The following is a 19,000-nucleotide window of genomic DNA, read 5'->3' on the forward strand; positions in this document are numbered from 1 at the left end:
TGCTGGATCAGCGATCCGAATGACCAGCCGAACCACAACCCAAAATAGAGATTAAGCACAGAACCAGGGCACGCGAGATGGACGATCCCGCATGCCCCAACTTAAGCCTATCTCCCCACCATAAGAAGAGGATGTCAGCGCATCTCCTCGATGGCGACCGCATCGACATCGGTGTAATCGACATTGTCGCCGGCCATGGCCCAGATGAACGAATAATTCGCCGTGCCGGCCCCGGAATGGATCGACCAGCCGGGGGACAGGACGGCTTCCTCGTTCTTCATGATGATGTGGCGCGTCTCGTCCGGTTCGCCGAACAGATGGAAGACACGAGTCTTCTCCGCCATGTCGAAATACAGATAGGCCTCCATGCGTCGGTCATGGATGTGGCAGGGCATGGTGTTCCACACCGAGCCCTTGGCAAGGCTCGTCATGCCGACCACCAACTGGCAGGTCTTCACACCTTCGGGGTGAACGAACTGGAAGATCGAGCGCTCGTTGCTGGTTTCCTGCGCGCCGAGATCGAGCCGCTTGGCGTCACCGATGCCGATGTGCCGAGCCGGGTACTGCGTGTGTGCCGGAGCACTGAGTAGGTAGAATTTCGCAGGCTCGTCCGCCGACACCGAGGCGAAACAGACCGACGATCCCATGCCGGCATAGACCATGTCACGGGTGCCGGCTTCGAACCGCTCTCCATCGACCGTCACCACGCCTGCCCCGCCGATATTGACCGCAATCATCTCACGACGTGCGAGCAGTTCAGGCGTACCCGCCGGCTTGATGGTTTCGAGCGGCAGTTCCGAGGCGAGCGGCACGGCACCGCCGACGATCATGCGATCGTAATTCGTGTAGTGCAGCTGGATGCGGCCCGGCACGAAGAGCGGCGGCAGCAGAAAATTCGAGCGCAGTTCATCCGTGCCAAACCCGGCAGCGGTCAACGGATCGATGGCGAAGCGATTGGTGAAATCGGTGTGCGACATCATTCCTCCCATACATGTTATGTCAACTTATCATACATGTTGAGCAGCACTCGGCAAGTGAGAAAATTGATTACTTGAGAGCTACCAATGCGAACTAGGAGTGCACCACGATAAAGTCATAAGACAGGTTTTCAACCACGCGGCAATGGATAGGCCACCTGACCATCCTCCTCTCCCCTCGGAAAAGCGCCCTCCCGGTTGCGCCGTTCGGCGTCCCGGTATCCCTGCGGACTGATCCCGATATAGCGCTTGAACATGCGGGAGAAGTAATAGGCGTCCGCATAGCCGGAGAGAGCGGCGGCCCGCTTCACCGTACAGCCGCCGGCGAGCAGCCCCATGGCGCGCTCCATGCGTTTGAATTCCTGGAACTTGTCCATGGTCCAGCCAACGCGCTTGCGGAACTCGCGCTTGAAATAGTCGGGATTGTAGGGCGCGGCCGAAAGCACCTGCGAGGTGATCGCCTCGTTCAGCGGATCCGCAGCAATCTGGCTGGCGGCGACCATGATCGCCAGCGACAGCTGGTCGGGATTAGCCACCGTCCCGACGGATTGCTCCCGCCAGCCGATGAAGGCCTGCTCGATGAACTCGATCAACAGGAACATGAAGACATGATGCTGCTGCAGGCTCGTCGAATACGGCGGCGCCGTCTCGCGAAAATGCTGGACCACCTTCTCCAGCATGCCCCAGCGGGCAAGCTTCACTGACAAGGCAAGATCCATTTGTGCGATCAGGTCGAGGCGACCGAAGAGATCCAGCGTGAAATGCTGCGCGATCCCGGTATACGGCTCGACCGAAACCGACCGCCCGACGAATCGCGTATCCGCCGGCAAAAGCATCGCCAAACCCGGCTCCATTTCGACCGTCTTCCCCTCGACTTCATAAATCCCGCGACCGCTCAGACAGATCACGAGGTCATGCACCCGGTTCGATTTGTCGATCGACCAGGTCTGCGCATGCTGCATGCGGATGGTCGAGCGTGTCAGGTTGAGCGCCAGCGCCTGCATCGGAATACCGCTGAGTACACTACCTTCAGTTTCGTCCATCATTTTTCCCCTCTTTGTCGATTTCCGCGCGAGACGTCTGAAGAGATAGTAGACACAGGACCGGTCGACTTGGGAAGACCGGGGAGGATATCAGGAGGAGGAGGGTAGACGGCAAGACAGGCCACGGAGGTGGGCCGGTCTTGGCTTGGTCCACCCTGAATATTGCGATGCAGAAAACGGAATACACGCGCCCCGTCACCATCGCCTATGTCGGCGGCGGCTCGCTCAATTGGGCGACGAAACTGATGGGCGACCTCGCCCAGGATGGAACGGTTCCGGCAACAGTCCGGCTTTACGACCTCGACCATGCCGCTGCCGAACGCAACGCCCGTATCGGCACCCGCTATGCCGCCCGCAGCGAGACCGGGGCGCCCGTCACCTACACGGCAGAACGCACGCTGGAGGCAGCACTTCGTGGTGCCGACATCGTCATCATCTCGATCCTGCCGGGCTCCTTCGAGGACATGGCGAACGACATCGCGATCCCCGAGCGCTATGGTATCCGCCAGTCGGTCGGCGACACCGTCGGGCCCGGCGGCTTCATCCGCGCCATGAGGGCAATTCCGATGATCGCCGAGATCGGCCGCGCCATCGCCAACCACTGCCCTGAGGCTTACGTCTGCAATCTGACAAACCCGATGTCCGTGCTGACAGGCACGCTCTATGCCGTTTTCCCGCAGATCCGCGCCTGGGGTTCCTGTCACGAAGTGATCAAGACCCGCAAAATCATGGCTTACCTCGCCAACCGCCAGGCAGGCGAAGTGCTCTACGGCTATCGCAATGCCAAGGTGAACGTGCTCGGCATCAACCACTTCACCTTCGTTGATCGGGCCGCTGTTGGCGGTATCGACATGATGCCGGCCTTTCTCGATTTCGCGAGAGAGCATCATGCGACCGGCTGGCGGGAATCGCCGCTAGATCCCGCGAACGAACACGATCGCTACTTCACCGACAGCTTCCGCGTTAAGTTCGACCTCTCGCTCCGCTTCGGCATCGCCGCAGCAGCGGGCGACCGGCACCTCGTCGAGTTCCTGCCGCAGAGCTGGTACCTCGATGATCACGCCGCCTGGAAGTTCGGCCTCACCCCGGTCGAGTTCCGGATGCGGGAACGACAGGAGAAGGTCGATTATGCGGATGCCCTCGACAAGGGCGCCGAGCTGCCGCCAGCCCGCGCCTCGGACGAAGCCATCGTCGAGCAGATCAAGGCTCTGATGGGCGGGCCTGAGCATGTGAGCAATGTCAACCTGCCGAACCGGGGGCAGCTCGCCGGCTTTGCAGAGGGCACGATCGTCGAAACCAATGCCCGCTTCAGTGCACTCGGCATCCAGCCCATCGTTGCAGGCCGTCTGCCGAAGGGTCTTGAACTGCTCGCCCGTCCCCATGCCGACCGGCAGAACGCACTCGTGGCATCAGTCCTGTCTGAAGACGTCGATGCGCTCCTGCCGCTCTTCGTCTCGGATCCGCTCTTCGCCGCCCTGCCCCAGCATAAGGCGACCCGCCTGTTCCGAGAAATGGTGACGGCTACCCAGCATCGCCTGCCTGAAAGCTTGGCGAGAGCCGGAGGTGCCGCATGAGCGGAGACAGCCGTTACCTCGGGCTCTTCTATCTCGCGCCCTACATCATCGGGCTCCTGATCTTCACGGCCCTGCCCTTCGTCGTCTCGCTTTACCTGAGCTTCACCGACTACAATCTGATGAGTGCGCCGATCTTCACCGGCTTCGACAACTATGTGAGGCTTTTCACCGGCGATCGGACCTTCCGCAAGTCGCTCTGGGTGACCCTGATCTATGTCTTCACGACGGTGCCGCTGAAGCTGATCTTCGCGCTCTTCGTCGCGGTGATCCTGAATTACAAGCTGAAGTTCATCAACGTTTACCGCACGGCCTTCTATGTGCCCTCGATCCTCGGCGGCTCGATCGCGATCGCTGTTCTCTGGCGCTACATGTTCGCCGATGTCGGCCTCGTCAACATGGGCCTGACGATGATCGGCCTGGAGCCCGTCAACTGGTTCGGCGACCCGACCAATGCGCTCTTCACCATTACCCTGCTGCGCCTCTGGCAGTTCGGTTCGGCCATGGTGATCTTCCTCGCGGCCCTCCAGAGCATCGATAAAAGCCTCTACGAGGCAGCCGCGATCGATGGCGCCGGCAAATGGAAGAGCTTCGTCCACATTACCTTGCCGCTGATCACGCCCGTCATCTTCTTCAACCTGATCATGCAGATGGTCCAGGCCTTCCAGGAGTTCAACGGCCCCTACATCATCACGCAGGGCGGCCCGCTGAAAGCCACCTACTTCCTGCCGATCTACATCTATGACGAAGCCTTCAAGCGCTTCGACATGGGCTATGCCTCGGCCATCGCCTGGGTGCTCTTCGTCATCATTATGGCGCTCACCCTCATCGCCTTCTGGTCTTCGCGCCACTGGGTCTACTACGCCGGCGACAAGCGGAGCTGATCATGACAGACCACGCCCTTCCCCCCTATGCCGCTGGCATCGAAGAAGCCGACAAGGCCCACCGCCGCGATCTGCGCCGGCAAAAGATCACGACCGTCTTGCGTTATGCCGTCCTGACGGTGGTCGGCTTGATCATGATCTACCCGCTGGTCTGGCTGATCGGTGCCTCGTTCAAGACCAATTCCGAGATCTTTGCCAATCCCGGCTTCTGGCCGGAGAAGCCCACCGCCGACGGTTATATCCGCGGCTGGCAGACCTCCACACCCTACACCTTCGGCACCTTCTTCCTGAACACGCTCTGGATCGTGCTGCCCAAGATTATCGGGACGGCGGTCTCCTGCACGGCGGTGGCCTATGGCTTTGCCCGCTTCGATTTTCCGTTCAAGAAGCTGCTCTTCGCGACCCTCATCGCCACGCTGCTGCTGCCGAACGTCGTCACCCGCATTCCACAATATCTGCTGTTCCGCGATCTCGGCTGGCTCGACACCTATCTGCCGCTCTGGGTCCCCTCGGCCTTTGCTGGCGACGCCTTCTTCGTCTTCATGCTGGTACAGTTCCTGCGCGCCATCCCGCGCGACATGGAGGAAGCAGCGCGCGTGGATGGCGCTAATACCTGGCAGGTCCTCGTCTTCATCGTCATTCCGCTGCTGATGCCGGCACTGATTTCGGTCTGCCTCTTCCAGTTCATGTGGACAATGAACGATTTCCTAGGGCCGCTTATCTACATTTCCTCCGTCGAGAAGTTCCCGGTGTCGCTGGCGCTGAAACTCTCGATCGACACAACGGAGGCCTTCGAATGGAACCGGGTACTGGCGATGTCGGTGCTGACACTTCTACCAGCACTCATCGTCTTCTTCCTCGCTCAGAAATACTTCATCGACGGCATCTCCGCCGGCGGCATCAAGGGATAAAACAATGGCCCGGTTGCAACTGAAAAACCTCGAAAAAGACTATGGCTCCTTTCGTGCCGTGCATGGCATCAACCTCGATGTCGAAGACGGCGAGTTCATGGTCCTGGTCGGCCCCTCCGGCTGCGCCAAATCGACGACGCTGCACATGATCGCCGGCCTGGAACGGATCACAGGCGGCGAAATCCGCATCGGCGGAGAGCTGGTCAATGACCGAGCCCCCGGCGATCGTGGCATCTCCATGGTCTTCCAGAACTACGCGCTCTATCCGCATATGAAGGTGAAGAAGAACCTCTCCTTCTCCATGCGCCTCAAGCGCCGTCCGCAGGCGGAAATCGACGAGGCGACTGACAAGGTGGCGGGCACGCTGGAAATCGGCGCCCTGCTCGACCGATTGCCCAAGCAGCTCTCCGGCGGCCAGGCGCAGCGCGTCGCCGTTGGCCGCGCCCTCATCAAGAAGCCGCAGGTCTTCCTCTTCGACGAACCACTGTCCAACCTCGACGCCAAGCTGCGCGCCTCGATGCGCGTGCGCATCACCGACCTTCACAAGCAGCTGAAGGCCGACGGCATGGCCGCGACCGTCATTTACGTCACCCACGACCAGACCGAGGCCATGACCATGGGCGACCGGATCTGTGTCATGAAGGACGGCCACATCATGCAGGTGGCAGACCCGGTGACGCTCTACAACCACCCGGCCAATGCCTTCGTCGCCGGCTTCATCGGCAGCCCGGAGATGAACCTGATCGCGGCCGAACTCACCGGCAACGAAGAACTCGTCACAGCCGGCCAGACGCTCTCGATCATGGATGGCCTTGCCCAGCGGCTTCATCGCGATGCCGCGCGTGAGGTGACCATCGGCATCCGCCCGCAGCACTTGAAGATTGCGCCGCCCGAAACGCCAGGAACGCTTTCGGGGCGGATCAGCCATGTCGAGTTCATGGGCCACGAAGTCTATCTCTACGTGGATATCGGCGGCGAACGCGTCATCGCCGTCGTGCCCTCCAGCCAGTACGACAGATCGCAGATCCGTGACGACCATGTCTGGCTGAGCCCGGACATCCGGTCCGCACACATCTTCAACCGCATGACGGGCGAGAACATCTCGCTCGCCGACTGAAAGCCGTCATCGTTCCAACTTGGGAGGAGCCAGAATGAGAACCTTGATCATGACCGCCGCACTTCTTGCGGCAACCAGCCTGACCGCAGCCAATGCCGCCAATCTTCGCATGTCCTGGTGGGGCAGCGACGACCGCCATATCGCCACGCAGGAAGCCCTGAAGCTCTGCGGTGGAAAATTCGGTCATACAATCTCACCGGAATTCACCGGCTGGACCGGCCACCAGGAAAAGATCACCACGCAGCTCGCCGGCCGCACCGAAGCCGACATCATGCAGATCAACTGGCCCTGGCTGCCGATCTTCTCGAAGAACGGCGACGGCTTTGTCGATCTGAATGAATTCAAGGACGTTATCGACTTGAGCCAGTGGTCGGAGACGGATCTGAAGGGTGGCACCGTCGAGGGCAAGCTGAACGGCCTGCCCGTTTCCACCACCGGTCGCGTCTTCATGTTCAACAAGACCACCTATGACAAGGCGGGCCTTGCGATCCCGACCACCTGGGACGAACTGCTTGCAGCAGCGCCGGTGATGAAGGAAAAGCTCGGTCAGGACTACTTCCCCTTCGAAGGCACCGCCCTGGACGCCCGCCTCGTTGTCATCCTGCGCACCACGCAGAAGACCGGCAAGGACCTGATCGACCCAGCGACGAACCAAGTTGCCTGGACCGTGGAGGAACTGGCCGAGGGCCTGCAGTTCTACCAGACAATGGTCGATCAGGGCGTCATCAAGTCGTGGAAGGACGTGGCAGCAGGCGGCAACGCGCCGCTGCATGAAAATCCAGCCTGGGCCGCCGGCAAGATCGCCGGCACCTATCAGTGGGACAGCACCTACGGCAAGATCTCCGGCCCGATGGAGAAAGGCCAGCAACTCGTGCCCGTCAAGCTCTTGCAGATCGAGGGCGCGACGACCGAAGGCGTCTATCGCAAGCCCTCGATGCTTCTGGCTATCTCCAGGAACAGCAAGGAGCCGAAGGCCGCCGCCGAGATCGTCAACTGCCTGCTGAACGATCCGGAAGCGATCAAGATCCTTGGTGCAACGCGTGGCGTACCTTCGAGCAAGATCGCGCTCGAAGAACTCTCCAAGGCCGGCTCGATCGAGCCGGTGCAGGTCGAGGCCAACAGGATCGTGCTGGAAAGCAATGGCGTCGGCGTCTCGCCGCTCAACGAGCATCCGCGCGTGACGGAAGCCTTCGACAGCACCTTCGAGGCCTTCGCCTATGGTCAGGCTTCGGCCGAAGACGCAGCCGCCGAGATCATCGACGGCATCAACAGTGCACTCACCGGCATCTGAGGAGGACGATCTTGACCGACGGCCCCATCCAGCTGCTGCACCTATCGTCTAGGACGGCAACCCTCACGATCGAGGCGGATGCGCATCTGTTCGCCCTCGACCGGGTGTTGCCCTGGGTACTGCAGCTGGGTGACGGCACGACGGTGAAGACCGGCAGCGCGACCTCGGTCGTGCTGTCCCTCGACGGTCTCGAACCGGAGCACGAGTACCGCTTCTCGACCGCGATCGGTGGCATCGCCTTCCGAACAGCCGACGAAACGGCCCTGGTCGATATCCGCGACCACGGAGCGCGACCAGACAGCAAGGACAATACCACGGCGATCCAATCCGCGATCGCCGCGGTGCCGGCGGGTGGAACACTCCGGCTGCCCGCCGGCTCCTGGACATCAGGCCCGCTTTTCCTGAAGAGTGACATGACGCTGCTGATCGAGGACGGTGCGGTTCTGCAGGACATCGGTACCCGTGAGGGGCGCCCGATCCTACCAGCCCGCCATCCGGACGGACGCGTGCTCGGCACCTGGGAAGGGGTTGCGGAGGCCTGCTTCGCCAGCCTCCTGAACGCCATCGATTGCGAGAACCTAACCATCTGCGGCAAGGGAATCGTGGACGGCGGCGGCGACCGTGGCGACTGGTGGACCTGGCCGAAGGAAACCCGCGACGGGGCGCGACGCCCACGCACAATCTTCCTGTCCGGTTGCCGCCAGCTCACACTGGCCGGAATCACCGTTCAGAACTCCCCCTCCTGGACCGTCCATCCCGTGCTCTGCGAGGATGTTCTCGCGGTGGGACTGACGATCCGCAACCATCCTGATACCCCGAACACCGACGGCCTGAACCCCGAATCCAGCCAAAATATTCGCCTTGTTGGCCTCGACATTTCGGTCGGCGACGATTGCGTGGCGATCAAGGCCGGCAAGCGCGATCCGCGCGGCGGCCCTGACAGGCCGACCCGCAATGTCGAGATCCGCAACTGCCTGATGCAGCGCGGCCATGGCGCCGTGGTCATGGGCAGCGAGATGAGCCAGGGCATCAGCGACGTCACGATCAGCCGCTGCCACTTCATCGGCACCGACCGGGGCCTGCGCATCAAGACACGCCGTGGCCGTGGCGGAAGCGTCTCGAATATCAGCGTCCATGACTGCCGTATGGAGGATGTCGCGACCCCGATCGCCGTCAACGCCTTCTATTTCTGCGACGCCGATGGCCGTTCCGATTATGTCCAGTCCCGCACCGCCCTGCCCGTCTCCCTCACCACGCCGAAGATCGAGGGCATTGAGATCCGCAATCTCGAGGTTTCAGGCGCCGAAACGGCGGCAGCCGTCTTCTACGGGCTTCCGGAAGCGACGATCGACGCCGTGTCGATCGATGGCCTCAGCATAGCCTACAACGCCGATGCGAAACCCGCCGTGCCGGAGATGGCCTGCCATCTCCCGGAACTGCGCCATGCCGGCATCATCGCCGAGAATACCAATTTCAGCCGGATTGCCGGCCTCTCACCCGCTTCCATTCACCCGGACCCATGAAGACCAATGCTGATCTCCTATTTCGACGACTACGCCCGCGATTACGAACCCTACAAGGCTGGTGCCTGGTGTTATGAGGACGGCTGCCTCTATCGCGGCCTGATCACGCTGCATGAGGCGACAGGAGATCGGCGCTGGCTCGACCACCTGACCCGGCTCGTCGATGCGCAGGTGGATGCCGACGGCGGTCTTGCCGACTACAGGATCACCGAATTCAACATCGACAACATTCAACCCGGACATGCACTGCTTTACCTCCACCGTCTGACCGGCCAGGCCCGCTATCTCGATGCAGCACGACAGCTCGGTCGCCAGTTGACCCACCATCCCCGCATCGCAAGCGGCCCCTATTGGCACAAGCTGCGCTACCCGCATCAGGTCTGGCTGGATGGCCTCTATATGGCCATGCCGTTCAAGGTCGAGCTTGGCCTGGCATTGGGTGAGCAGAGCGTCGTGGAGGACGCTATCGCCCAGTTCGCCACGGCGCTCGACCTGACCTTCGACGCAGCCTCCGGCCTCTATCGCCACGGCTACGACGAGTCGCGGCTGCAGGACTGGGCCGATCCGGATACCGGCCTGTCGCCGGCGCATTGGGCCCGCTCGATCGGCTGGCTCGCCATGGCCTTCGTTGACGTCATCGAGCATCTGCCGCAGGGCGAGACGCGCCGCGACCTGTCGACACGTCTTACCGCGATGAACGATCGGCTTGCCGCGCTGGTGACGAGCGACCATCGCTGGCTTCAGGTGATCGATGCGCCCGAGGCGACGGGCAATTACCCCGAAAGTTCGGCAACGGCCATGTTCGCCTACGCCTTGCAGAAGTCCGAACGTCTCGGCATTGATCGACATGCTCCCCTCGGGCGTTCAGCGCTTCAGGCTCTTGCGGATCTCGAAGTCAGACCTGTCGAGGGCGGGCGGCGGCAGTTGCAGAATGTCTGCTGCGTCGCGGGCCTCGGCCCCTTCCACGGTATCTATCGCGATGGCAGCGTTGCCTATTACCTCACCGAGGCCATCCGCCCCGACGACATCAAGGGTGTTGCTCCGCTAATGATGGCGGAGGCCGAACGTCTGCTCGCAGAGGACCTCGCCCTCACCCAGCAAGGCGAGGGACGGCGGCCGCCAGCGATGAATGCCGTCTGACGCGCAGCGTATGGACCGCCGGCGGAGGAGCCGACGGTCCTGTCTTGAAACTCAACTCGCGGCCTTCTGCTCAACACCCGATGCCGCTCTCTGCCGGACATCCGTCCAGCCGAGATTGCCGGCATAACGCCAAGCCATCTGCCCCTGCTCGTCGAGCGTGAAGAGATGCAGCCAGCCATTGTCGAAGAGGGCGCGAACCTGCGCATGCCGCTTCAGGATGTCTGAAATCGCATCCTTCGGCGCCTCGACAGCAACGGTCAAGCGCAGCGGCTCGTGGACGAAATTCTCCCCGTCGTGGACCGACTGCCAGGGGAGCCCGGCCCGCATATTGCCACCATTGCCCTCAACCACGCCGATGCCGCCAACGACATTGTGCAACAGCTTGTTGCCGGCCCCGAAGAGCGACGGCGCAACCGACGAGCCGAAATACTGCAGGCTGATCCAGCTCGCAACGACGACGGGGGCCGTCAGGATGAGTTCGAGGATCTTGAAGCCCTCATCCTTCTTCCAGACATAGTCGTGCAGGAAGGCCTGACCTTCCAGCGACCGGCCTGCAGTGCGCGAGCGCGGGGCCGCGATAAAGGCGCGGCAACCGGCAAGCCCGAGTTCTGGGCGAACTTCCGACCAGTCCTTGCTGCGCTCGATGACACGGTCAGCCGTCGCCCGCGGCAGACGCCGCGCCCGCTCTGCCCGCGTCAGGCTGCCGGCCTGCGCGAGCCACTGGCGGATGCGAACGATGTCTTCAGGCAGAATATCGTTCTCCAAGTCGTCTTCGAACAGCGTCACGCTATCCGTCGTGGTATCGTGCAGGCCACCGAGGAAGACGGTATCAGCCGGGATGGTGATCCCGTTCACCGCCAGCTTTTCCCGCACCGCGCGATCATTCAGCAGATCGGCCAACAGACGCGCGTTGACGTCGCCCGCATACCCGCCGCAGGCGCCGCAGTGAAGGGCGCTGGCATAGGGGTTGTTGACCACATTCGCGCCATGACCGGAGATCAGCACGAAGCGGCCGAACCCTTCCGTCAGCGACATCGCTTTCAGTACGGTTTCAGCGACCACGGCGCGGGTATCCAGATCAAGGCTCGGGGCAAAGCGCGGCTTTGCGGCGTCCGGACCTTTGCCCTTGCCGAAACCGAGACCGTCACGCATCAGCTTGCCGGCATAGACGGGGCCCATGGCTTCCACGAAGGCGAAGGACGACACGGCGGCCAGCTTGAACCGGCCCCAGGCGCGGGTGGCACGCGCGCTGAACCGCGCCTGCTGATCGGCATCCTCATCGTGATCGACGGCGCTGCAGCTGAAGACGGAAGGCTTCAGGAGAACCGGCAAGCGATGCTCTGATACGTCGGAGGCAAAGCCCTTGTGGCCGGCGCCGAGACCGAAAAAGCCGGCAAAGCCAAGCGTGCGGACAGCAGGATCAACCCTTTCGAGCGCGCGGCGGAAGACTTCCGAGCGCACGTCGATGCAGAAGGCCGCCTGCAGCACCGGCCGCAACTCGGCAACCTTGATCGGCGAGGGTGCAGCAAGCGTGGCCGCAAGCTTCCGCTGCGCTGCGCGCTCGGCGGCGACCTGCAGCAACCCGTCGATGGTGGTGTCGAAATCAGGGCTGACCGGCTCGGCATGGGCACGCCGCACCTGCTGCCACTCACTCTCGATGGCGGTCTTGTGACGCGCATAAAGCGCCTCCTCGAAGACGAGCCGGATCGCCAGCAGCTCGAGCGCCGTCGTGTCCGTCCGTCCCTCGACCTCGGCCTTGAACTGGATGTGGCGCGCATACTGCGCCCAGCCGCCGACGGTCAGCAGAAGTTGATGGAAATAGGTGCCGGGTTCGGCGCCGAGGCCAAGCGCGACGGCAGCCCGTTCGATCGCCCCATGCGGGGTCTCCGGCGTTTCGTCGACATGGATGCTGAAGCCCTTCAGCCCCAAGATTTCCGGTGTCAGATCATGGGTCGCAAAGGCGCGCCAGGCAGCATAAAGCCCGTTGCGCCGGGAGGCGGCCCAAAGGGCCTGCCCCTGATCGAAGAAGCCGGCCGCAAAACTGCCGATCCGCTCGGACACGAGCCCCGGCCAATCCTTGCCCGTGGCCCGCGCGGCAAGCTCCGCGATCGTCGGGAGTGCCGCCACCGGCTGCGGCTCCTCGCCAACGGCAGCCTTGAGCGCCGGCAGGTCGATGTGGCTGAAGAGCGCGCTCGACTGGAGCGCCGCCGCCAGATCCTCATCCGTGATCTCGCTCCTGGCGATCTGGTCGGCAAAATGCTTGCGCGGCAATGCCAGCCTGACGCCGCCGATCCGGGCGAGCCGGGCCGCCGTCTGGTCGAGCGTCTCGGTGATCTGGCCGAGGAAGGGGTTGACGGCAACGGTCGCCGTCAGCGGCCAGGTCGGCGGGATCGCTCGCACGGCCTGATCCGCCGCAAGCGCGAGTGCTTCACCATGCAGGGTGTCGATCGTGGTCATCTCGGTCATCGGTTCACTCCTTGATGGAAGCAGGCGTTGCGGAGGGGGTGCGCGGAAGCGTCCAGCCACCGAGCAGGCGATCGAAGAGGGCATTGACGTAGAGGCCGTTGGCGAGATGGACGCGCAGGCCCGCCGCTGCCGGATGATAGGCCCAGAGCGGGAAGAGCGACTGGGCAACAGCCACGACGCCGAAGGTGACGACGGCAAGCAGCATCAGCGTCCATTCGAGCGGCTCGGGCTGTGGGGTCGCAGGCAGCGTCCCGAGCATCAGCTTGTCGGAAATGCGCTGCAAGGCGAAGTAGGCCGTGGCCGCCGAGATCGCGTAGAGCGAGGTTCGCCAGGTCAGCGCCCGGGGAGCCGCATCCGCCAACCCTTGAGCGATCAAGTAAGCGACGCCGAAGATCAGGATTGCACCAAGTGCCAAAGCCTGCGGCGGCTTATCGGCGAAACCGAAGAGCAGGCCGATGACGGCATAGATGGCAAGCGCCAGCAGGAAGGCGCGCCCGACCGCCTTGGCATTTGGGATCGCGACCGGACCGGGGCGCTTGATAGAGGCGACCGTTTCGATGGCCGAGCCGGAGGCGAGGAAGGCGTGTGCCTTGTAGAGCGAATGGGCGACGATGTGCAGCAGCGCAATCGGGAACAGTGCCAGGCCACATTGCAGGATCATGAAGCCCATTTGCGCGACCGTGGACCAGGCGAGCGAGGTCTTCACCGCTGACTGGGTGAGCATCACGAGACTGCCGAACAGCGCCGTGAAGCCACCAACCATGACCAGCACCGCCAGTACCACAGGCGCCTGCAGCATGACATCGGCAAAGCGGATCAGGAGGAAGCCGCCAGCATTGACGACGCCGGCATGCAGCAGAGCCGAAACCGGGGTCGGCGTTTCCATCACTTCCGTGAGCCAGCCATGGGTCGGGAACTGCGCAGACTTCAGAAGTGCGGCGACAGCAAGGAGCGCTGCGGCAGCGATCGTCAGCGGCAGCCCCTCGCCTAACCGCGCAGCGGCAAGGATGGTGGCGATGTCGCCAGTGCCGAAGGAAATCGCAAGCAGGATGACGGCGCTGATCAGCGCGGCATCACCCGTGCGCGAGACGATGAACTTCTTGCGCGCGGCCCGCTGGGCAGCGATCCTGTCAGGATAGAAGAGCAACAGCTGATGCAGGAGCAGGCTGGTCGCGACCCAGCCGATAACGAGCTGAAGCAGCGTACCTGACTGGACGAGCAGAAGGACGGCAGCGAGGGTTGCCGTCATCCAGCCGGTGAACGGGCCCTGCCGCTCTTCCCCGTCGAGGAAGGTGCCGGCATAACGCAGCACCACCCAGCCGATGAAGGATACGAGCAGCAGCATGACAAGGCTGACAAGGTCAAGCCGCGAGGCCAGCGCGAAGTAGCTGTAGCCGATTGCCGGGCTGGTGCCAGGCCCCTGCAGCTCGAGGACGACAGCGGAAAGGATCGCGACGACGATCGAACCGAGAGCCGCGAGTTCGGCAACGCGGATCGCCTGGCGCGGGCGAAGGCCGGGCGCCTGGAAGGCATAGAACGAGGCACCGGCAAGCAACAGCGGTGCAAGGAGTGGCAGCAGGTGGATCACGTGATGTCTCCGGTCTGGGCCGCTGCTTGGGAGGAGGCAGCGGCGATCTCACGGACCTGTTATCAGCCGCGTGATCTCAAGAAAAATTCATTGTTTCTCTAAATTCGTTCTATAAAATAGAACTATGCCCGAATTGAACTACCACCACCTCCGCTATTTCCGCGCCGTTGCGCATGACGGCAACCTGACCCGCACGGCCGAGCGGCTGAACCTGTCGCAATCGGCGCTCTCCATCCAGATTAAGCAGCTGGAAGAGCGATTGGGCCACTCTCTCTTCGAACGACGCGGCCGACAGCTCTATCTGACGGAAGCGGGACGCATCGCGCTCGACCATGCCGACACGATCTTTTCGGCCGGGGAAGAACTGGTCGAAACGCTGAAAGAAACCGGAAGAACCCGCCGCGCGATCCGTATCGGCGCGCTGGCCACGCTGTCGCGCAACTTCCAGATGGAGTTCCTGCGCCCTATCCTCGGTCGCTCCGACGTCGATATGATCTTGCGCTCGGGCAGTACCAGTGAGTTGCTGGGCGCGCTCGAAGCCCTTAACCTCGACATCGTCCTGCTCAACCAGGCACCGATGGCCGATTCCGTAACGCCCTTCATCGCCCAACATGTCTATCAGCAGCGAGTGAGCCTGATCGGCAGGCCGTCCTATGGCAAACCGGGCGCGAAGCTTGCAGACCTCCTGGCCGAGCACCCCGTCATCCTGCCAACGCTCGAAAGCGGCGTGCGCTCGCAATTCGAAGCGCTGGTCGCGCGCCTTGGCATCACGCCGCAGATCGCGGCTGAGGTGGACGACATGGCGATGATGCGTCTTCTGGCGCGAGAAGGGGCCGGCCTTGCCGTTCTGCCGCCGATTGTCGTCAAGGGCGAGCTCGAAGCCGGCGCGCTGGTCGAGTTCGACGCCCTGCCCGGTATGATCGAATCCTTCTTTGCCGTGACCGTGAAGCGCCGCTTTCCGAACCCGCTCATCCGGCCGCTGCTCGAAGCGAGCGAGGACGGCAAAACCGCTGGCGCCTGAACAACGTAAAGCTCAAGCGCATCAAGCATTTGAGAAGGGGACTGCGTGAAGACATCCATCGCCATCATCGGAGCCGGCATTGCCGGCATCACGCTCGGCCGCAATCTCTCCGGCCTCGCCGACATCACCGTGTTTGAAAAGAGCCGGGGCCTTGGCGGCCGCATGGCAAACCGCCGCCGCGAAGGTTTTTCCTTTGATCACGGTGCCCAGTATTTTACCGCCCGCTCGCCGGCGTTCAAGGCGGCAGCGGAGCAGGCCGTGGCACAAGGTCATGCCGACATCTGGCCGAGGGCAGTTCATACGCTGACCACAAACGGCCTTGTGGCAGACAGCCGCCCGACCGAGCCGCGCTATATCGGCATTCCCGGCATGAGCGGGTTTGCGAACGGATTGGCCGAAGGACTTGAGATCCGCAAGGAAGCGAGCGTCGCACGGCTTGCGCCCTCCGGAAATGGCTGGGCTCTGAGCGACAACGAGGACAGACATCTTGGCCATTTCGATCTTGTCATCTCCACCGCCCCCGCCCCGCAGACCATCCGGCTGATGCCGGAGACTTTTTCCGCCCATGCCGCCCTGAAGACCGTTAAGATGAGTGGCTGCTTCACCCTGATGATCGGTCTCGACGCCCAGCTGGACCTCGGCTTCGAGGCCGCCCGCATCGAAGATCCCGTACTCAGCTGGATTGCCATCGAGGCAAGCAAGCCGGGTAGATCCGAAAAGACCGCGCTCACCATCCACAGCCGAAACGATTGGGCAGAGGCCAATCTGGAGCGTGACCGCGGCGAGGTACAGGCCGAGATGCTACAGTCTCTGAAGCGACTTCTCGGGAAGAACTTCTCCACGCCCGCCTGGCTCGACCTGCACCGCTGGCGCTACGCGAATGTCGAAAGACCGGTGGGTCAGCCTTTCCTCTTTGATCCAGCCCTCGGCCTTGGCGCCTGTGGCGACTGGTGCCTTGGCAACCGGGTCGAGGCAGCGGTCGAAAGTGCCCTCGCTTTGTCTGAAATACTGATCGCCCGCCTGCAAGGAGCCTGACCGATGTACCGCGACCCCGCGCTCACCAAAATTCTGACCTATGCAGGCGCCCTCCCCTTCTGGGTGCTCGGGCTGGCCCAGGTGCTCCGCTTCGAGCCCGCACTCGCCGCCCAGGCCTTTGTTGCCTACGGCACGGGCATCGCCTGCTTCATGGCGGGAACGCTCTGGAGCCAGGCACAGATCAAGGCAGAGAAACCACAGCTGATGCTTGTCGTCAGCAATGTCGCGGCCCTTGCAGCCATCGGCGCGCTGCTGCTCCACGCCTATGTCCCGGCTCTGACGATGGCGCTGCATATGGCCGTGTTTCTCGCGCTCCTTGCCTGCGATCTTTCCATCCAACGCAAAGGCGACCAACCCGATTGGTATCTGGCGCTTCGGCGTAATGTCACGCTTCTGGTGATTGCCGCCTATGCTGTGGTGATGATCCTGACATGAGATTTTTTTGTATCATGCTGTAAGATCTCTCGGGAAGCCGCGACGAAAGGGGGCGTGCTGTGTGGCACGCGAGATCTTGACAGTGCGGACGACGTCCGGGGGATCACCATGGTGAATGCGGGTGAGCAGGAAGCGAATAGTGGAAACGGTGCTGCGGCCCCTTTTCTCGCCGATGCTGTTTACATGGCGGAATTGCGCCAGCGCATGCTGAAATTTGCGAGCCTTCAGCTTGCCGATCCCGGCCTTGCCGAAGATGCGGTACAGGAGGCGCTTGCGGGTGCGCTGCGCAACGCCAAGGCCTTCGCCGGGCGGTCCGCCTTTCGCACCTGGGTCTTTGCGATCCTGCGCAACAAGATTGCCGACCAGATCCGTTTCAAGCGCCGCCAGTCCCAGATGATCGCCATGCCGCTTGGTCACTTCCCGGACGAGGATGAGCCGCGCTACTTCGACGCCAAAGGCCACTGGGTACCGGAAAACAGGCCGAGCGACTGGGGAAATCCGGAGGTTGAATTGCTGGGCAAGGATTTCTGGCGGGTCTTCGAGACCTGCCTCGATCATTTGCCTCCCGACCAGGGCCGCGTCTTCATGATGCGTGAATTCGTCGAGATGGAGACATCGGAGATCTGCGCCGAGATCGGCATCACCACCACCAACATGCATGTCCTGATGCATCGCGCCCGGCTTCGCCTGCGCAATTGCCTCGAAGGGCACTGGTTTGCACCGGAGGAGAGCCTGTCATGATGTGCGAAAACGCCACGAAACTCGCCTCGGACGAACTCGATCGACGCCTGTCAATTGGCGAGACCTTGCGGCTGCGGCTGCATCTCTTCGGCTGTGACGCCTGCTCGGGCTTTGTCCGGCAGATCGGGATGATGCGCAAGGCAACACGCCGCTATGTCGCGACTGACGCATCCGATAAGGGAGATCGCTGATCAGCGCTCGCCAAGGTCCTCGATCGACAGAAGCAGATCGGTTGCTAACCTCGTCGCAGCGCCCGTCGCAATCGCCATCTGCGGCAGGATCATCCATTCGAGCGTCCAGGCGGCTCCGGATCTTTCCTGCTCATGCACCATCGCCTGATGCAGGCCCGCAATCTGCACGGCGTTGAACCGGGCGAGCGTCACAAGCACTTCCGCCTTCACGGGATTGCGCTTGTGCGGCATGGCCGAGGACGCACCGCCGCCGCCGATCACCGCGGTGCCATTGTCCGCCATCAGCGCCAGATCCTGCCCGATCTTGCCGAGGCTGCCGGTGATTTGAGCCAACAAACCGCCGATGTCCGCAATGACCCCGCGCTGGCTGTGCCATTGCGGGCGGTCAGCGAGCGACAGCAGATCGGCGAGCCGGGCGCGCACGGCAAGCGCCTTGTCGCCGAGCTTTTCGAGCGTGCCGGCAGCCCCGCCGAATTGCATCGGCAAACCCGATTCCAAAATGTCCTGGACGGCCGCCTTGTGGGCAACCACCGGCGACTTCCAGCTCGCAAGGCGATCCGAAACCGTGATCGGGATCGCCGCCTGCATACGCGTACGACCCATCAACCGCTTCGCACCGAAACGCGTATCCAGACCGTCCAGCGCATTGGCCACGGCTGCCAGTCTTTGATCAAGGATCGAAAGCACAGTCGTCAGCCGCAGCATGAGCCCCGTATCGATGGCATCCTGGCTGGTCGCGCCGAAATGCAGATGTTGGCCTTGTTCGCCGAGAGCGGCACGCCACTGCCGCACGAGATCGGGAATGACCACGCCGTCACGACCGATCGCCTGCTTCAGGGCATCGAGATCGGCAAGAAAGACCTCCGGCAGAGCCGCAATTGCGTGTGAAGCCTCGGCAGGGATCAGACCCTCCGCGGCCTCCGCCTCGGCAAGTGCCACCTCGAAACCGAGCATGGCTGAAAGCTCGGCTGCGGCCGAGAACTGCGCTCCGATCTCCTCGTCGCCCAGGAGGCCGGACAGGATCGGATGATCGAAGACAGATGCGCTCATGCAGATATCGAGGCCC

General features: G+C 62.6%; 17 protein-coding genes. 12 read left to right on the forward strand and 5 right to left on the reverse strand.

What is annotated here, in order from left to right; genetic code table 11:
• Positions 1-134 precede the first annotated feature (134 nt).
• Both kduI and D4A92_RS02175 read right to left on the reverse strand, forming a co-directional pair.
• Positions 135-977: a 5-dehydro-4-deoxy-D-glucuronate isomerase gene (gene kduI / locus D4A92_RS02170; protein WP_203017808.1), complete on the reverse strand. Its 843-nt coding sequence runs from the start codon at positions 975-977 to the stop codon at positions 135-137.
• Between the two features lie 131 nt (positions 978-1,108).
• Positions 1,109-2,020 (reverse strand): AraC family transcriptional regulator, encoded by a 912-nt coding sequence (locus D4A92_RS02175; RefSeq protein ID WP_203019801.1) that lies wholly within the window; start codon positions 2,018-2,020, stop codon positions 1,109-1,111.
• Between the two features lie 167 nt (positions 2,021-2,187).
• On the opposite strand from D4A92_RS02175, the gene D4A92_RS02180 reads away from it, so the two are divergent.
• The 7 genes from D4A92_RS02180 to D4A92_RS02210 are packed head-to-tail and all read left to right on the forward strand — an operon-like array spanning position 2,188 to position 10,457.
• Positions 2,188-3,594 (forward strand): alpha-galactosidase, encoded by a 1,407-nt coding sequence (locus tag D4A92_RS02180; RefSeq protein WP_203017809.1) that lies wholly within the window; start codon positions 2,188-2,190, stop codon positions 3,592-3,594.
• Positions 3,591-4,475 (forward strand): carbohydrate ABC transporter permease, encoded by an 885-nt coding sequence (locus D4A92_RS02185; protein ID WP_006724723.1) that lies wholly within the window; start codon positions 3,591-3,593, stop codon positions 4,473-4,475. The genes D4A92_RS02180 and D4A92_RS02185 overlap by 4 nt, the downstream gene beginning before the upstream one ends.
• A gap of 2 nt (positions 4,476-4,477) precedes the next feature.
• Positions 4,478-5,386, forward strand: a complete 909-nt coding sequence (locus tag D4A92_RS02190) for a carbohydrate ABC transporter permease (protein WP_246754011.1) — start codon at positions 4,478-4,480, stop codon at positions 5,384-5,386.
• 4 nt (positions 5,387-5,390) lie between these two features.
• Positions 5,391-6,503, forward strand: coding sequence for an ABC transporter ATP-binding protein (locus D4A92_RS02195; RefSeq protein ID WP_203017811.1), 1,113 nt, complete (start codon positions 5,391-5,393; stop codon positions 6,501-6,503).
• A gap of 34 nt (positions 6,504-6,537) precedes the next feature.
• Positions 6,538-7,794 carry an ABC transporter substrate-binding protein gene (locus D4A92_RS02200; protein WP_203017812.1) on the forward strand — a complete coding sequence of 419 codons (1,257 nt, stop codon included), beginning with the start codon at positions 6,538-6,540 and terminating at the stop codon, positions 7,792-7,794.
• Positions 7,795-7,805: 11 nt separating this feature from the next.
• Positions 7,806-9,317: a glycoside hydrolase family 28 protein gene (locus tag D4A92_RS02205; protein ID WP_203017813.1), complete on the forward strand. Its 1,512-nt coding sequence runs from the start codon at positions 7,806-7,808 to the stop codon at positions 9,315-9,317.
• Between the two features lie 6 nt (positions 9,318-9,323).
• Positions 9,324-10,457 (forward strand): glycoside hydrolase family 88/105 protein, encoded by a 1,134-nt coding sequence (locus D4A92_RS02210; RefSeq protein WP_203017814.1) that lies wholly within the window; start codon positions 9,324-9,326, stop codon positions 10,455-10,457.
• Positions 10,458-10,508: 51 nt separating this feature from the next.
• On the opposite strand, the gene D4A92_RS02215 is transcribed toward D4A92_RS02210, so the two are convergent.
• Together D4A92_RS02215 and D4A92_RS02220 are read right to left on the reverse strand one after the other, a co-directional pair.
• Entirely contained in the window at positions 10,509-12,923 is a 2,415-nt protein-coding gene (locus tag D4A92_RS02215; protein ID WP_203017815.1) for a YbcC family protein, read from the reverse strand.
• 4 nt (positions 12,924-12,927) lie between these two features.
• Entirely contained in the window at positions 12,928-14,511 is a 1,584-nt protein-coding gene (locus D4A92_RS02220) for a proton-conducting transporter membrane subunit (protein ID WP_203017816.1), read from the reverse strand.
• Between the two features lie 124 nt (positions 14,512-14,635).
• On the opposite strand from D4A92_RS02220, the gene D4A92_RS02225 reads away from it, so the two are divergent.
• From D4A92_RS02225 to D4A92_RS02245, 5 genes are all read left to right on the forward strand, one after another.
• Positions 14,636-15,532 carry a LysR family transcriptional regulator gene (locus D4A92_RS02225; protein ID WP_203017817.1) on the forward strand — a complete coding sequence of 299 codons (897 nt, stop codon included), beginning with the start codon at positions 14,636-14,638 and terminating at the stop codon, positions 15,530-15,532.
• A 45-nt stretch (positions 15,533-15,577) separates the two neighbouring features.
• A complete protein-coding gene (locus D4A92_RS02230) occupies positions 15,578-16,567 on the forward strand; it encodes an NAD(P)/FAD-dependent oxidoreductase (RefSeq protein ID WP_203017818.1) in 990 nt (329 codons plus the stop codon).
• 3 nt (positions 16,568-16,570) lie between these two features.
• Complete coding sequence (locus tag D4A92_RS02235) at positions 16,571-17,002, forward strand: DUF3429 domain-containing protein (RefSeq protein WP_203017819.1); 432 nt, start codon at positions 16,571-16,573, stop codon at positions 17,000-17,002.
• 108 nt (positions 17,003-17,110) lie between these two features.
• Positions 17,111-17,743 (forward strand): sigma-70 family RNA polymerase sigma factor, encoded by a 633-nt coding sequence (locus D4A92_RS02240; protein ID WP_203017820.1) that lies wholly within the window; start codon positions 17,111-17,113, stop codon positions 17,741-17,743.
• A complete protein-coding gene (locus D4A92_RS02245; protein ID WP_203017822.1) occupies positions 17,740-17,934 on the forward strand; it encodes a zf-HC2 domain-containing protein in 195 nt (64 codons plus the stop codon). Before D4A92_RS02240 ends, D4A92_RS02245 begins: the two co-directional genes overlap by 4 nt.
• Here the strand turns inward: D4A92_RS02245 and D4A92_RS02250 are convergent, their stop codons facing one another.
• Positions 17,935-18,984 carry a 3-carboxy-cis,cis-muconate cycloisomerase gene (locus tag D4A92_RS02250; protein WP_203017824.1) on the reverse strand — a complete coding sequence of 350 codons (1,050 nt, stop codon included), beginning with the start codon at positions 18,982-18,984 and terminating at the stop codon, positions 17,935-17,937.
• Positions 18,985-19,000: the final 16 nt, after the last annotated feature.

Source organism: Rhizobium rosettiformans, assembly GCF_016806065.1.
GTDB lineage: Bacteria > Pseudomonadota > Alphaproteobacteria > Rhizobiales > Rhizobiaceae > Allorhizobium.

Coding starts and splice junctions, on each gene's coding strand:
- D4A92_RS02235 (WP_203017819.1), top strand. CDS start 16,571: ATGTACCGCGACCCCGCGCTCACCAAAATTCTGACCTATGCAGGCGCC.
- D4A92_RS02245 (WP_203017822.1), top strand. CDS start 17,740: ATGATGTGCGAAAACGCCACGAAACTCGCCTCGGACGAACTCGATCGA.
- D4A92_RS02250 (WP_203017824.1), bottom strand. CDS start 18,984: ATGAGCGCATCTGTCTTCGATCATCCGATCCTGTCCGGCCTCCTGGGC.
- D4A92_RS02185 (WP_006724723.1), top strand. CDS start 3,591: ATGAGCGGAGACAGCCGTTACCTCGGGCTCTTCTATCTCGCGCCCTAC.
- D4A92_RS02225 (WP_203017817.1), top strand. CDS start 14,636: ATGCCCGAATTGAACTACCACCACCTCCGCTATTTCCGCGCCGTTGCG.
- D4A92_RS02190 (WP_246754011.1), top strand. CDS start 4,478: ATGACAGACCACGCCCTTCCCCCCTATGCCGCTGGCATCGAAGAAGCC.
- D4A92_RS02180 (WP_203017809.1), top strand. CDS start 2,188: ATGCAGAAAACGGAATACACGCGCCCCGTCACCATCGCCTATGTCGGC.
- D4A92_RS02210 (WP_203017814.1), top strand. CDS start 9,324: ATGCTGATCTCCTATTTCGACGACTACGCCCGCGATTACGAACCCTAC.
- D4A92_RS02215 (WP_203017815.1), bottom strand. CDS start 12,923: ATGACCGAGATGACCACGATCGACACCCTGCATGGTGAAGCACTCGCG.
- D4A92_RS02240 (WP_203017820.1), top strand. CDS start 17,111: ATGGTGAATGCGGGTGAGCAGGAAGCGAATAGTGGAAACGGTGCTGCG.
- D4A92_RS02175 (WP_203019801.1), bottom strand. CDS start 2,020: ATGGACGAAACTGAAGGTAGTGTACTCAGCGGTATTCCGATGCAGGCG.
- D4A92_RS02200 (WP_203017812.1), top strand. CDS start 6,538: ATGAGAACCTTGATCATGACCGCCGCACTTCTTGCGGCAACCAGCCTG.
- kduI (WP_203017808.1), bottom strand. CDS start 977: ATGTCGCACACCGATTTCACCAATCGCTTCGCCATCGATCCGTTGACC.
- D4A92_RS02195 (WP_203017811.1), top strand. CDS start 5,391: ATGGCCCGGTTGCAACTGAAAAACCTCGAAAAAGACTATGGCTCCTTT.